The organism is Candidatus Leptofilum sp. (assembly GCF_965223525.1).
In the GTDB taxonomy this organism is placed as follows: Bacteria; Chloroflexota; Anaerolineae; order Promineifilales; family Promineifilaceae; genus Leptofilum.
On sequence record NZ_OZ245005.1, the window covers coordinates 815,556 to 829,429 of the forward strand.

Consider the following 13,874-nt stretch of genomic DNA (forward strand, 5'->3'; position numbering starts at 1 on the left):
TTATTCATATCCCCCATCGTTTTACTCTCTAGAAGCACATTAATTTCTATTTTTCAGGAGAGCACGAGCATGACCTATAAAAAATCAATTATCTTTGTAATAACTGTTCTAACAATTCTTTTGGCAGCTTGTAGCGGCGCAGCAGAAAGCTTTGAAAGCAGCGCAGCAGACGGCTTCGCAGCAGGCAGCGACACGGCCGATTTTGACGACTTTGAAGCGGTTGAAGAAGCCATAATTGAAGCAGATTTCGCCACAGACGGCGACTTGGGCGTAACCAACACAGCGGGCGAAGTTAGCGCCCAGGTTACCCAAGAGCGCCTCATTATCCGCACTGCCAATATGAGCCTGGTGGTTTCAGACACAGAAGAGGCCATGGCTACCGTTAGCCGCATGGCGGAGGAAAACGGTGGCTGGGTGGTGAATAGCTCTCTCTTCCAATACAACGAAAACGCCAAGACGGGCAATATCACCATCCGAGTACCATCCTCTGGCTTCAACAGTGCGCTGGAAGCATTGCGCGGCTTGGCCGTTGAGGTTCGTAATGAAAGCACCTCTGGCCAGGATGTGACGGAAGAGTATGTAGACCTCTCTGCCCGGCTGGAGAATTTGGAAGCAACGGCCGCTCGCGTGCGCGGCTTCCTGAATGACACAGAGACGGTAGAAGAAGCTCTGGCCGTCAACCAGGAATTGAGCCGCCTGGAAAGCGAAATTGAAGCGATGAAAGGACGGCTGCAGTTTTTAAGCCAATCCGCCTCCTTCTCAACCATTACAGTTGACCTAACGCCTGATGTAGTAGCACAGCCCATTGACACAAGCTGGCGTCCGGCGATTGTCTTCCGCAATGCGATGGACTCTTTGGTTGAGGCATTACAAGGCGTGGCAGAGTTTGGCATCTGGCTGGTGATTTATGCAGTGCCGCTGCTGCTCGTCGTGGGGGTTCCGCTCTGGCTGGTGGGTCGCTTCATTTGGCGGCGGGTTCGTCGGCGACGGGATGTGGTTCAGTCAGAAACGGCCGTTTCCACCGAATAGTAAATTTTGTAACTGGGTAACTATTTCTCAGTTACTCAATCACGTCACGCAACGCGGACTTCAAAAGTCTTGCATCTCTCTGGCAAACCACAAGAATGCCTGCAAGACTTTTGAAGTCTCTTCACTGAATTACCTCTTTCCATTTTCTACTTCCTCAATCGCCTGCCGCACCGCCCCCGCACATTGCTGAAACTGCTTATCGCCCTGCATCTTAATGGTGCGAGGGCGTGGCAGTTGAATCTGAATCTTCTTGGTGACTGTGGCTGGTTGACCGCCCATCACCACCACCTCATCTGCCAACAGCACCGCCTCTTGAATGCTGTGCGTCACCATAAATACCGTCACGGGCAGTGCTGCCCAGATGCGTAAAAGCTCCTGCCCCATCCGCTCCCGCGTCAGGGCATCCAGCGCGCCAAATGGCTCGTCCAGCAGCAGCAACGACGGCCGATGCACCAACGCCCGCGCCAACGCCACCCGCTGCGCCATCCCGCCAGAAAGTTGAGCAGGGTAGCTTTGGGCAAAGCCATTCAAGCCAACCAAAGTCAGCATTTCGCGCACGGCCGTATCCGCCTCACTATTTGCCGCCCCCTGCACTTCCAGCGGCAGCCGCACATTTTCATATGCCGTGCGCCAGGGCATCAGGTTATCCTTTTGAAACATGAGGCCAATGCTGGGCGGCTGGCCGTTGGGCTGGTGAGTGTACGTGATTTTGCCGGAAGACGGCCGTAACAACCCCGCCAGCAGCCGCACCAGCGTTGATTTGCCCACACCGGACGGCCCCACCAACGCGGTAAAGCTCCCCGCTGGCAGAACAAATGAAAGATCCGCCAGCACTTTTTGCTTATCTTCAAAAACATGGCTCACGTTTTGAGCAACGAGGAAAGGTTTTTGATTCATGCTATGTATAAGTGCGAAGACTTCAAAAGTCTCCCCTACATTGGTATTTGCCAAGTTGCTTTAAAGACTTTTAAAGTCTTGTCCACAAATTTACTCAATTACTGCTCGTTGGCCAGTACAAACTGATTGGTGAAAACGGCCGTTAAATCCCCAATAGGTTCATCTAGCAAGCCAGCATTCAGCAGCACCTGCTGCGTATTCTCCCAGGAAATCAACTCTGTCAAACCCAGCGTCTCGGCTTGCCACATGGGTAATGACGCTTCCAAGACTGGTTTACGGCCGTCTTCCAGTCCCTCTACGTAATTTTTGCTGATTTCAAAGGCTGCGTCCGGGTCGGCCAGCGTATCTGCCAGGCCACGCAAAATTGCCCCAACAAACCGCTCTACGAGGGCCGGGTTTTCGGCAATGACCGTCTCATTGGTAATGATGCCGTTGGCAACCATATCAATATAGTCCGAAACCAGGATGACGTTGATGGCTTCCCCCTGCCCGGCAAGCTGCACAGGCTCATTGTTGGCGTACCCTACCACAGCCTCCGCTTGGTCAGCCAGCAGCGATTCCACCTGGTTAAAGCCAATGTCGTTGGCGCTAACATCCTTTGGCTGCAAATCATTTGCCGCCAACAGCCCCAGATAGCCCACATAGCTTGCGCCAAAAAAGCCGGGGAGACCTACGGAACGGCCGTGCAAATCCTCTGGCGACAAAATATCACTTTCTGCCTTGCTCACCACCGCGATGGGGAACTTCTGGAACCATTCCATGACGTACACCACCGGCACATCCTGCGCCCGCGCTAGCAGCACCTGCTCACCGCTCACAATGGCAAAGGGCAGCTCATTGGCACCCACCAAAGCCACCCCGTCCGTCTCAAAACTGTAATCAAATTCCACCACAAACCCAGCCTCGGCAAAGTAGCCTCGCTCCTGCGCCACATAAAAAGGCGCATATTGCGGATCGGCCACAAACCCCATCGGCAGCCGAATGTTCATTAGCTCTGCTTCCTCTGGCTCGCTTGCCCCGCAGGCAGCCAAGAGCAAGATAGTTATTAAAATTATAATGGTTATACGAATTTTTTTATTCACAAGATCGTCCTTTTTCGTTTTGGTGGTTAGTAAAAAACGAGCCACTAACCACTAGCCACCGTTTACTGATGCCTTTGCCAGCGCAGCAGCCGCCTCTCGGCCAATGTCACCAATCCGTACAGGCTCAACGCGATGGCTGCCAGGGTAAACAGCACCACAAAGACCAAATCCGTCTTAAATTGATAACGGGCCGTGATGAGCAAATAGCCCAGCCCCTCGGTTTTAGGCTGCACAAACTCCCCCACCAATGCCCCAATGACGCTGAGTGTGGCTCCTAACTTCAGACCTGCCAGTACAATGGGCAGCGCAGCAGGCCATTCCAGCTTGCGGAAAATTTGCCAGCGTGTGGCCTGCATCGCGTGCATGAGCTCATAAAGCTCACGCGGCACAGAGCGCAAGCCCGCTATGATGTTGATGAGCACGGGGAAGAAAACAACCAACACCGCCACCAGCACCCGTGCCCAAAAGGTAGAGTGTATCCAAATGGTGAGCAGCGGGGCAATGGCAATCACGGGAATTGCCTGCGAAGCAATGAGGTAAGGCGAGATGAGCCGCTCGGCCAGGGGCGATTTGGCCAGCAAATAGCCCAACGGCAATGAAATGCCCGCCCCGATGAGCAGGCCAGGTATCACTTCACTCAGGGTGATGAGGCTGTGGCGCAGTAAACGGCCGTCCACCATCACCACCCCAAATTGCCGCGCCACATCCAGCGGGCTGGGCAAAATAAATTGATCGTACCCCCCTAAAACAACCACGCCCTGCCATAGCAAAAGCAGCAGCAAAAACGAGAGGCTCACCGTCACTGAAACAGGCTGCCGACGCAACCAGGTCATAAATTCCTCACAAAGTTATTGGGGCAAGGGGAATGGATACGCGAAGCGACAGGGTTTGCTATTACTAGCCAACCGCTGCGTGGTGAAGCAAACCACAGAAAGTAATTTGAAAATCAAAGGGCGATTTCTCTGTAGTTTGCTCAAGTAAAAGTGGGCAAAACGGCTCTACTTATTTCAAAAACCTTCCCACTTTTATACAGAAGACGGCCGTTTCCTACCCACCATGCCACAAAAAAAGCCCCACAAAATTGTGGGGCAAGCAATACATGGCATGACAAACAAAAACGCAGCGCGTCTCGTTTACCTTCTCCCATCCAGACTATACTGTCGGCTCTGGAATCTCACCAGATCAACCGTGTTCGGTAATCAGTGGTCAGTAATCGGTAATCAGTAAAACAACTGATTACTGAATACGGTTTACTGATTACTGGAACGCAGTTCGCGGGCTTGGCCTGCGTGGGCCACACCGCCGGTCGGGAATTGGCACAATTTTTGCACCGCACCCTGCCCCGAAGGTTACTATTTTGTTGTGCTTTTGATTATACAAAAGTGATGCGCTGCGTCAATGGAAGGATGTTACAGTCAAAAATGACAAACATCATATCTTTTTTTGCACAACCGATACTGGACAGACGCGACCAAAACTTCCATGATTTTGGTGTGTGGTCACTTGCTGACCAAAGGAGCTAAAAAGTGAGTCAATTTGAACAGTTAGCCAAGCAGTTTTTGGCACAGAAGCAGATTGCTGTGGCAGGTGTTTCGCGCAATCCCAATGAAACCGCCAATGCCATTTACCGCGCATTCCGAGACAGAGGGTATGAGGTATTTGCCGTAAACCCAAATGCAGAAACCATCGAGGATGATCCCTGTTTCCCCAATATCCAGTCCATTCCCGGCGGAGTGGATGCTGCCATGCTGGTGACCAAACCAGAGCACAGCCTCCAAGTGGCACATGATTGTGTTGAGGCGGGCGTGAAGCATGTATGGATGCACAACAACACCTTTGCGCCCTCCAGCGTCTCGGACGAGGGTACGGCCGTTTGCCGAGAAAATGGCATCACCGTCATAGACGGAGGCTGCCCCATGATGTTCTTCGATCCGTTTCACAAATGTATGAAATGGGTTCTGGGTAAAATGGGCCGACTGCCAACCGGGTAAAAGGCCTGTCCACACAGTATCTTCAACTTGATCAGCAGAAGCGGCAATTCATTTAGCCGCTTCTTATTTTTTAGTAATCTTTCACCAGAAAAAGTGATTTATGCTATACTTTGGGGCGCAAAATAGAAGAATGAATTTATTAAGGAGTCTTTATCAATGGCTAAAACAAGAAAACGTCGTCAGCCAAAAAAGAAAATGCCGCAGGTCAGCGAAAAGACGCGCATTTACAACCGTAAGCGCACCTTTGCCGAGAAATTTCTGATCGTCATGGGGATTTTAATCGTTTTAAGTATGGTACTCACTTTGATCTTCACCAATCCTGGCTCTGGATTTGGCTTTTAACTTTTTCTCATAACGCATTCCCCGGTTCGGCCACCGCCCCACCGGGGTTTTATCTGTTTGGTTTGTGGTTAAACGGCCGTATCCAAACAAATCGCATCCGCCTCAATTTCCACCAACATCTCTGGCTCCAATAGCGAATTAACTTCCACCAGCGTGGCCGCTGGCCGAATTTGGCCAAATAGTTCCCCATGGGCCCGTCCAATTTCATCCCAATCCGTCACGTCCGTTACGTAAATGCGCGTCCGCACTACATCCTTTAGCTCCGCACCCGCCTTCTGCAACGCCGTCTCAATTTTTCGCAAAATGTAGATGGTTTGTTCATACGGATCATCTGCACCAATGATTTTGCCATCTCCGTCTGCGGCCGTTGTCCCTGCCACATGCACATAAGGCCCCACCCGCACCGCACGCGAGTAGCCCACAATGGATTCCCAGGGGGTGCCGCTTGAAATATTTGTGCGAAACATAGCTTCCTCCAGATTGCGTGACGGCCGTCTTGCTGGCTACTAATAATTTTTGGCTGAACGGGTCACATTGTAACAAAAGTTCTTTGTATTGTGAAAACGGCCGTTTTCCGGCAAAATAGGCAAAACCAAACGCGCGTAATCATTGCAAACGATGAGCAATCAAGAGCAACCCCCAACCAATCAGAATGCTCAACAGCTTCGGAAAGAGTTGCTGGAGCAAATGGCAACCGCCTTCACCAAAGCGGATGTGGAGGTTTTGTGCTTCCAGGCAGAGATTCCTTTTGCGGAGTTGGGCAGCGAGACGCTGGGACTGCGCCCCACCCTCGTTAAGCTCATCGAGATGGCCGAGCGGCACGGCAAGCTGGACGCGCTCATGGCCGCCTGTACCCAGGAACGCCCCGGCTACGATTGGCCGATTGGCTCCCAACCTGACCAACCTTGCCCCTATCGCGGATTATTTGCCTTTCAGGAGGAGGATGCCGCCCTCTTTTTTGGTCGGGAAGCGTTTACGGAGATGCTGACGGAGTTTGTGCTGGCGCGACCGCTAACGGCTGTTGTCGGACCATCTGGTAGCGGTAAGTCGTCGGTGGTGTTTGCTGGCCTGGTGCCTGTGCTGCGCCAGCAGGGTAAGTGGTTGGTAGTGAAGTTTCGTCCAGGGGAACGGCCGTTTCATGCACTCGCATCCGTCCTGCTGCCTCACCTCGACCCCACGTTGAGCAAAGTAGACCAGCTCGCCGAAACAAAAAAACTGGCCACCCGGCTGCTAGCTAGCGACCTGACTTTGGCGGACATCCTCCCTACCGTTTTGGGGCAGCAGCCCCCAGAAACCCGCCTGCTGCTCATTGCCGACCAGTTTGAGGAGCTGTTTACCCTCTGCCCCGATGAAGAGACCCGCCACCACTTTTTGGATCTGCTGCTCGCGGAAACCAATGCCGACGGAATGCACCTCGTTTGCACCCTGCGCGCCGACTTCATGGGGCAGGCGCTGGCTTACCCGCCGCTGGTAGCCGCCCTGCAAAACAACGACGTCAAGCTAGGGCCAATGACCCCAGACGAGCTGCGCCGCGCCATTGAAGCACCCGCCACCAAAGCCCACGTCCAGTTTGAAGAGAAGTTGGTAGACCGTATTTTGGAGGATGTGGGCACAGACGGCCGTAATCTCCCCCTGCTAGAGTTTGCCCTGACCGAATTGTGGCAGCAGCAGCGCAACCACCGCCTGACCCACACCGCTTACGAGCGCATTGGCCAGGTGCGCGGCGCGCTGGCCCGCCATGCCGACGCCGTTTACAACAGCTTAACCACCGCTGAACAAGCCCAGGCAGAGCGCATTTTTGTCCAGCTAGTACACCCTGGTGCAGGGGCAGAGGACACCCGCCGCCTGGCCACCAAAGACGACATTGACGAGACAGATTGGACTTTAGTGCAAAAATTGGCCGACAGCCGCCTGCTGGTAACCGACCGGGATGAAAGCGGCCAGGAAACCGCCGAAGTGATCCATGAAGCCCTTATCCAGCGCTGGCAGCGGCTGCAAGAATGGATGAACACCCACCGCGAGTTCCGCGCCTGGCAAGAACGGTTGCGTGCCGATTTGCAGCAGTGGCTAGACCATAACGCAGAAAATGGCTTTTTGTTGCAAGGAGCACCCTTGAGTGTGGCAAAAGAGTGGTTCACGCAGCGCAGAGATAGTTTGAGCAAAGCAGAAAGAACTTTCATAAAGGCCAGCCTTAAACAATTGGAACGAGAGGAAGCAGAAAAAGAAGCACAGCGTCAGCGTGAATTAGCGCAGGAACGAAAGCTAAGTGAAGAACGCCGCCGAACCAATATCCGATTGGGCTTTTTAGTGGTGGCGGCCTTTATTGCCACCGCAGTTGCCATCTTTTTTGGCGTCAGCTCAAATCTTGCTAGCCAAAAGGCAATTGCCGAAGGGCAGGCTCGAACCTGGGCAGCCTCAGCTGACAGATTGCGCCTCAACAACAATGCCCGGCAAAGCTTAATATTTGCTTATCAAGCCGTTAATATAACCCACCAGCAGGATAAAACAGTAACAGCCGAAGCCTTTAATGCCTTGCAAAACACGTTGGGTATCACAGAAATCGAAGGGCAATTGATTGGTCATACCGCCTCGGTTAACAATGCCGTCTTCTCCCCTGATGGTCACCGTATCCTCACCGCAAGTGATGACAATACCGCCAGGCTGTGGGACGCTGATGGCACCCTCCGAGCTACACTGATTGGACATAGTGCTCTGGTCAGAAATGCCGTTTTCTCGCCCAATGGCGATCGCATCCTCACTGCCAGTGAGGACAATACTGCCAAACTATGGAATGCTGATGGCACCCTCCTTAACACCCTCGAAGGTCATACCAATTTGGTCAATAAAGCTGTCTTCTCGCCCAATGGCGATCGCATTCTCACCGCCAGCGGGGATTACACGGCCAGACTATGGAATGCTGATGGCTCTCCCCTAAATATCCTTGAAGGACATACCAATTGGGTCAGCAGCGCATCATTTTCACCTAACGGTAATCGCATCCTCACCGCCAGCGGGGATTACACGGCCAGACTATGGGATGCTGATGGCTCTCCCCTAAATATCCTTGAAGGACATACCAATTGGGTCAGCAGCGCATCATTTTCACCCGACGGCGACCACATCCTCACAGCCGGTGGAGACAACATTGTCAAACTATGGAACGCTGACGGCTCTCTCCTCAACACCCTCGAAGGTCATACCGATTGGGTCAGCAGCGCTTCATTCTCGCTGGATGGTAATCGCATCCTTTCCGCAAGCCATGATAGCACTGCCAGACTCTGGAACATCGATGGAACCCTCCTCACCATCCTAGAAGGGCACACAGGTTGGATCAGCCAAGCCGTTTTCTCGCCCAATGGGATCCGTATCCTCACCGCCAGCGGGGACCATACCGCCAGATTGTGGGACGCTGACGGAACCCTTCTCACCACGCTGAAAGGGCATGATGCTCTGGTCAGAATTTCTGTCTTCTCTCCAGATGGCAACCACATCCTCACCGTTAGTGATGACAACACGGCCGGACTATGGGACGCTGACGGCACCCTCATACACATCCTTGAAGGACATAAAAATTGGGTCAGCAGCGCATCATTCTCTCCCAATGGCGATCACATACTCACCGCCAGTGGAGACTATACCGCCAAATTATGGGACGCCGAGGGTTCTCTCCTCAACACCCTCGAAGGACATACCGGTTGGGTTAGAAGTGCTGTCTTCTCTCCAGATGGCCAACGCATCCTCACTGCCGGTGACGACAACACCGCCAAAATTTGGGACGCTGACGGCTCTCTTCTCAACACTCTCGAAGGTCATACCAGTGGGATCACAAGTGCTGTCTTCTCTCCAGATGGCCAACGCATCCTCACTGCCAGTCACGACAACACCGCCCGAATTTGGGATAGCAACGGAAATCTCCTGGCCACCCTTGAAGGCCACACGGGTACGGTCAGCAGCGCGGTTTTCTCCCCCGATGGCCTGCGTATACTCACCGCCAGTTCTGACAAAACCGCCAGACTGTGGCCCCATTATCAGGATGTGGAAAGTATGTTGGCAGAGGCCAAACGGCGTTTATTGCTCATGACCACTGAATCAGAATGTCTGGAACTGTTTACCGAATCAGAATGCGACAATCGTTAAAGCTGCACGTCGGCGCGTGACCACGCCTTGGGGAAATGGCTCTCAATTTGGTTGGATTTGGCACGATACACACCTAATCCCAGCGGGGTGCCACGGTAGCAAACCACCACCTGGCCGGTGCTTGTACAGCTTGCGGTCTGCGCTTGGCTGGGGGTAACCATTTGGCGTTCCAGGTATGCTTTGGCTTGTTCAGTAGTTAACTCAACCCGGTTGCGGGTAGCGTACTGGCCCAGCAGCATCGTCGCCGCCGTGGTCATTTTGGGGTAGCGGCTGCCCGCCCGGATGAAGAACAGCCCCGGCGAATCGAGGCGGGGCTTGGTGGGCAGCTGCTGGTTTTGGCTTACCAAATAGACCCCTCGCTTGCTCCAGCGCACAATGTCCAACCCATTAAAAACAGACCTATCAAACCCAAACCGCTCCGTCACCATCTCCAACCACGGCTCATTTTCCACCGCCATGTCCAAAAACTGACCACCGTTAACTGAATACTGATTACTGTTCACCGGTAACGGATCACCGATCTTCTCAAGTACAGCCACAAAAAAGCCCCCCGTGTCATTCTGCTGGGGCCAAATTCGGCTGGCAAGGTGCAAATCGGGGTGAAGCTGTTGGCCTTGCCATTCGGTGAGGCCGGGCGAGGCGGTTAACCCGGGTATGGCGGATGAGCAAAGGTGCAGCGTGTCGCCAGAATCGCGCAAAACGACATCGACGACCAGCTCATTTTCTTCCGGGGCAAAGGTACAGGTGGCATAAACGATGCGCCCGCCGGGGCGGCATAGCTGCACCGCCTTGCGCAGCAGCGCGGTTTGAATGCGGGCAATCTTCTTGGAGGCACCGACGGATGAACGTTCCAACACGGCCGTATCCTTTCGACAAGTCCCTTCACAAGAGCAAGGCACATCCACCATAATTTTGTCAAACAGCCCCATCTCAGCAGGCAAATTCCCGCCATCTCGAACCATGGTGGTGACGTTGACGAGACCGATGCGGTTGAGGGCATGACGAGCAGCGCGCATACGGCCGTTACTCCTGTCATTGGCCAGCAACGTCCCCCGATTTTGCATCATCGCCCCCATTTGGGCCGTTTTGTTGCCAGGGGCGGCGCACATATCTAGCACCCGCTCACCGGGCTGCGGATCGAGCAGCAGGGCAGGCAGCAGCGCCGCTTCCTCCTGCACCTGGTACAGTCCCGCCAAATATTCCCAGCGCAGGCCGGGCATCACTCCCTCCGGCAGGCGAAACGCGCCAGGATACCAGGGTACGGGCGCAAGGTCTATCCCGCTCTCAGCCATGAGGCTTTGCAGCTTGTCTGGCGTAATTTTTAGTGGATTGGCCCAGATGGTGGTGGGTAACGGCCGTTCCACCGCCGCCACAAACGCATCCCAATCCTCAATAATATTCCGATACCGTTCAAAATAAGCTGTCATAAAGTTGCCCAGAGCGTTCGTTGTGTCAAAATTAGAATGCAACTGTTCTGGTGTTCAAGTAAAGTACACCAGAACGCTTGAAAACCTAGACACTGATTAGGAGAAGATCAGATGGACCTCACTACCGTAGACAAATTATTAACCACCACCCGCTCTGTACGCAAACGGCTCGATTTGGATCGGCCCGTGCCTCCGGAAATTATTGAGGAATGTTTGCAAATTGCCATCCAGGCTCCCACAGGCGGCAATTCGCAAGGCTGGCACTTTATGGTTGTCACTGATGCGGAGAAAAAAGCGCAAATTGGGGAGCTTTACAAACAATCTTTTTTCATCTACGCTCGTTCCAAAGAGGAGCAAATGGAGAGCCGGGGCAGCCGGGAGCATGATCCTAACCAGCAAAATCGTGTGGTGAAATCGGCCGTTCATCTGGCACAAAACATGCACAAAGTGCCCGTAATGATCATTCCCTGCATTGAGGGGCGTGCAGAAAATGCCGGGCCGATGGCACAGGCGGGGCTGTATGGCTCCATCTTGCCCGCAGCCTGGTCATTTATGTTTGCTCTGCGCGCCCGCGGCTTGGGAGCTGCCTGGACGACCCTTCATTTGCGCTATGAAAAAGAAGTGGCCGAAATCTTAGGCATTCCCAGCCACTTCACCCAGGCGGCGCTGCTGCCCGTAGCATACTACACAGGCGACGACTTTCGCCCTGCCAAGCGCGTACCGGCAATTGAAGTGACCTCTTGGGAAAGCTGGGGAAATAAGCGGTAGGGTGAGGCTTTCACCCTCACCCCAACCCTCCCCCTCAAGGGTTCAGGGGCGGACAGGGTGCAAAATGAGGTTCGTATTGGGGATTGGGGTGTCATTCCGAACAAAGTGAGGAATCTTTCTACTTACACAAATGGAAGATTCCTCGTTGCACTCAGAATGACAAGTTCAGTGAGCAGATTTTGCCTCAAAATGATTGCCTGTCCGCCCTTAATCCCTCAAGGGAGAGGGAGTTGTTCCCTCCCCTTGTAGGGCTGAGGGGAGGACACCTTTTCAGGCAAGCCTAGGGTCGGGCAAGAATTGTAAATTGTAAATTGATAAAATGGTTATGTCTCAAAACAAACTCAAAGAAGAATTGAAGCCCCTCTTTGAACAAACTCCAATGACGACGTATACGGCCGTCTGCATGACGCTGCATTGGTTGAGCAAGACCTTGCGAAACCGCAACGCTTCCCAAAGCAAGCGACCAAGCATAGGCGACCACCAGGAGAACAAGCAGACGATCCATATGGTCTGGATGACTAATCCGACTGTCTGCCCAATGCCAGCCACCGCTTTTGAGGTCGCGGAAACTTTGCTCCTGCCAATTGCGGTTGGCATACTCAAAGCCAGTCAGCGTAGTGTCATTGGTTACCAACGCCCATGCTTGGTCATAGCCTGCGCTCCAAATCGCATGTGCGGTTGCTGGCAACCGGCCGCGCTGCTTGAAAGCGAGTCCATCAGCCGACCACTGTTGACCAGCCTGTACCATGTTGGCAATGGCAAAATCGCCTGCCTCGGTGCAGATTTTGGTCATGCTGGTAACGCGAAACAGATAGCACCAACCCAAGCTGGCCACAGCCTGACACAAATCAGGAGATGTCCCAATCCCTCGGTCAGCCAACACCACGACGTTTCTGTCTGCTGCAATGCCCTTCTTGACAGTTTGCAACAGGGCTGTGACCATGCCAACTTGCCCCTCGGCTGGGTACTGGTCATGATTGTTGGCAATATAACAACGCCAGGCCAGAGGGATACAACGTCCTTCCCAGGCAGCGCCAACCACCATGGCAGCCAAGCGGTCTTGCAACTTTGTCTCATCCACCAGCAGATAAAGCTTGCCTGGTGGCAACTGGCTGACAATCCAGGCTGTCCATTGGCTGAAGAAGGCTTGCAGAGGAAAACGTTTGTTGTCCAGAAAACGTCGCAAGCGACGGGCACAACTTTCGACCCTCTCGCCTGTAGCAACCTGGCGGGCAATCTGTTGCTGTTGGCAGCTTTCTGCTCGCATGATGCCCAGGCTAAACAAGCCGACGTTATCGACTTGCCAGCTATTGAGACAAGGCAATTGGCTGGCGATTGTTTGATTCCATTGATAAAGTACTGGATAGCTCATTTTGGCCTCCTTCTGACGTTTTGGAACACATCAGAATTGTCCTTGATGAGCTATTCTTTTTTCAACCCTCTAAACATGTCCTCCCCTCAGCCCTGGTAGGGGAGGGCTAGGGTGGGGGTGGGTTTTACTCGAGCGAATCGAGGAATTGGTTGATGCCGCGCTCATCCCAGTTATCGCGGGGGCCAAAGATCATCAGCATCCCAGAATTACCACTCTTGGTTTCAAACACACCTATGATTTGCCGAATGCTGTTCCCCTGCTCATCTATGCCTTCATAGGTGCCAAGAGCGACTTCTTGGCCGTTGATGGTCACATCTTCGCTGCCAACAAACTCCAGATTCACGTTTTGCCCGCCGGTTTGGGTGGCAAAGGCATCACGCATCTGCTGCTGCATATCTTCTTCGCTGCCCGTAAAAACATCAGAGAACTCGGCCAACATAATGGCTGTTCGTTGGTCTGTTCCAGAAATCATGGCGACTTCCATTACAAACAGGTTCATTGCGCCGATTTCTTCATAACCTGGTGGCAGGTCGTAATCAACGATTGATCCTGCCAATTCAGCGCCAGCTTCAGGATCCTCGAAACCTTCAGCAAAGTCCTCAAAAACGCCTGGTAATACCAATGCCGCGACGATGGCTATGATGCAGCACACGCCCAAAATACCAGCGATGATGCCGACCACAATTTTTGTATTTCGACTCATGAAAATCCTCCAAAGTGGAAAAATGGAAACGGCCGTATCAAACCGTTATGTAAACAAATCTGCAAACAGCTTACAACCCACACGGTATTAAAAGCAGATTCACACTATTTTGTCAACCAAACAACG

12 protein-coding genes and 1 riboswitch are annotated in these 13,874 nt (G+C 53.1%); of the genes, 5 read left to right on the forward strand and 7 right to left on the reverse strand.

Translation table 11 applies throughout. The features are described from left to right. The first annotated feature begins 69 nt into the window (after positions 1-69). Positions 70-1,029, forward strand: coding sequence for a DUF4349 domain-containing protein (locus ACOQPM_RS20555; RefSeq protein ID WP_420632130.1), 960 nt, complete (start codon positions 70-72; stop codon positions 1,027-1,029). Positions 1,030-1,158: 129 nt separating this feature from the next. Here ACOQPM_RS20555 and ACOQPM_RS20560 read toward each other — a convergent pair whose 3' ends face one another. From ACOQPM_RS20560 to ACOQPM_RS20570, 3 genes are all read right to left on the reverse strand, one after another. Then, the gene (locus ACOQPM_RS20560) at positions 1,159-1,926 is read right to left on the reverse strand and encodes an ABC transporter ATP-binding protein (RefSeq protein WP_420632131.1); all 768 of its coding nucleotides are present in this window, start codon (positions 1,924-1,926) and stop codon (positions 1,159-1,161) included. A gap of 98 nt (positions 1,927-2,024) precedes the next feature. Further along, positions 2,025-3,008 carry an ABC transporter substrate-binding protein gene (locus ACOQPM_RS20565; RefSeq protein ID WP_420632132.1) on the reverse strand — a complete coding sequence of 328 codons (984 nt, stop codon included), beginning with the start codon at positions 3,006-3,008 and terminating at the stop codon, positions 2,025-2,027. A 62-nt stretch (positions 3,009-3,070) separates the two neighbouring features. After that, complete coding sequence (locus ACOQPM_RS20570; RefSeq protein ID WP_420632133.1) at positions 3,071-3,841, reverse strand: ABC transporter permease; 771 nt, start codon at positions 3,839-3,841, stop codon at positions 3,071-3,073. Positions 3,842-4,139: 298 nt separating this feature from the next. Then, a riboswitch (FMN riboswitch) is annotated at positions 4,140-4,362 on the reverse strand. A gap of 172 nt (positions 4,363-4,534) precedes the next feature. Here ACOQPM_RS20570 and ACOQPM_RS20575 point away from each other — a divergent pair. Both ACOQPM_RS20575 and ACOQPM_RS20580 read left to right on the forward strand, forming a co-directional pair. Then, a complete protein-coding gene (locus ACOQPM_RS20575; RefSeq protein ID WP_420632134.1) occupies positions 4,535-4,999 on the forward strand; it encodes a CoA-binding protein in 465 nt (154 codons plus the stop codon). A 156-nt stretch (positions 5,000-5,155) separates the two neighbouring features. Beyond that, complete coding sequence (locus ACOQPM_RS20580) at positions 5,156-5,341, forward strand: hypothetical protein (RefSeq protein ID WP_420632135.1); 186 nt, start codon at positions 5,156-5,158, stop codon at positions 5,339-5,341. Positions 5,342-5,409: 68 nt separating this feature from the next. Here ACOQPM_RS20580 and ACOQPM_RS20585 read toward each other — a convergent pair whose 3' ends face one another. Beyond that, positions 5,410-5,808 carry a RidA family protein gene (locus ACOQPM_RS20585; protein ID WP_420632136.1) on the reverse strand — a complete coding sequence of 133 codons (399 nt, stop codon included), beginning with the start codon at positions 5,806-5,808 and terminating at the stop codon, positions 5,410-5,412. Positions 5,809-5,959: 151 nt separating this feature from the next. Here ACOQPM_RS20585 and ACOQPM_RS20590 point away from each other — a divergent pair, with 151 nt between their 5' ends. Further along, positions 5,960-9,478: a WD40 repeat domain-containing protein gene (locus ACOQPM_RS20590; protein ID WP_420632137.1), complete on the forward strand. Its 3,519-nt coding sequence runs from the start codon at positions 5,960-5,962 to the stop codon at positions 9,476-9,478. Here the strand turns inward: ACOQPM_RS20590 and ACOQPM_RS20595 are convergent. After that, positions 9,475-10,905 (reverse strand): class I SAM-dependent methyltransferase, encoded by a 1,431-nt coding sequence (locus tag ACOQPM_RS20595; RefSeq protein WP_420632138.1) that lies wholly within the window; start codon positions 10,903-10,905, stop codon positions 9,475-9,477. The two genes, ACOQPM_RS20590 and ACOQPM_RS20595, sit on opposite strands and share 4 nt — an antisense overlap. Positions 10,906-11,016: 111 nt before the next feature. Between ACOQPM_RS20595 and ACOQPM_RS20600 the strand changes: the two genes are divergently transcribed. Continuing rightward, positions 11,017-11,673 (forward strand): nitroreductase family protein, encoded by a 657-nt coding sequence (locus tag ACOQPM_RS20600; RefSeq protein ID WP_420632139.1) that lies wholly within the window; start codon positions 11,017-11,019, stop codon positions 11,671-11,673. A gap of 280 nt (positions 11,674-11,953) precedes the next feature. Here the strand turns inward: ACOQPM_RS20600 and ACOQPM_RS20605 are convergent, their stop codons facing one another. Further along, entirely contained in the window at positions 11,954-13,045 is a 1,092-nt protein-coding gene (locus ACOQPM_RS20605; RefSeq protein ID WP_420628758.1) for a transposase, read from the reverse strand. Positions 13,046-13,169: 124 nt separating this feature from the next. Continuing rightward, positions 13,170-13,748 carry a hypothetical protein gene (locus ACOQPM_RS20610; protein ID WP_420632140.1) on the reverse strand — a complete coding sequence of 193 codons (579 nt, stop codon included), beginning with the start codon at positions 13,746-13,748 and terminating at the stop codon, positions 13,170-13,172. Between the last annotated feature and the right edge of the window lie 126 nt (positions 13,749-13,874).

Bases quoted from the DNA above. Each gene is read 5' to 3' on its own strand.
- ACOQPM_RS20610 (WP_420632140.1), bottom strand. From the start codon at position 13,748: ATGAGTCGAAATACAAAAATTGTGGTCGGCATCATCGCTGGTATTTTG.
- ACOQPM_RS20595 (WP_420632138.1), bottom strand. From the start codon at position 10,905: ATGACAGCTTATTTTGAACGGTATCGGAATATTATTGAGGATTGGGAT.
- ACOQPM_RS20560 (WP_420632131.1), bottom strand. From the start codon at position 1,926: ATGAATCAAAAACCTTTCCTCGTTGCTCAAAACGTGAGCCATGTTTTT.
- ACOQPM_RS20580 (WP_420632135.1), top strand. From the start codon at position 5,156: ATGGCTAAAACAAGAAAACGTCGTCAGCCAAAAAAGAAAATGCCGCAG.
- ACOQPM_RS20555 (WP_420632130.1), top strand. From the start codon at position 70: ATGACCTATAAAAAATCAATTATCTTTGTAATAACTGTTCTAACAATT.
- ACOQPM_RS20570 (WP_420632133.1), bottom strand. From the start codon at position 3,841: ATGACCTGGTTGCGTCGGCAGCCTGTTTCAGTGACGGTGAGCCTCTCG.
- ACOQPM_RS20590 (WP_420632137.1), top strand. From the start codon at position 5,960: ATGAGCAATCAAGAGCAACCCCCAACCAATCAGAATGCTCAACAGCTT.
- ACOQPM_RS20585 (WP_420632136.1), bottom strand. From the start codon at position 5,808: ATGTTTCGCACAAATATTTCAAGCGGCACCCCCTGGGAATCCATTGTG.
- ACOQPM_RS20600 (WP_420632139.1), top strand. From the start codon at position 11,017: ATGGACCTCACTACCGTAGACAAATTATTAACCACCACCCGCTCTGTA.
- ACOQPM_RS20605 (WP_420628758.1), bottom strand. From the start codon at position 13,045: ATGAGCTATCCAGTACTTTATCAATGGAATCAAACAATCGCCAGCCAA.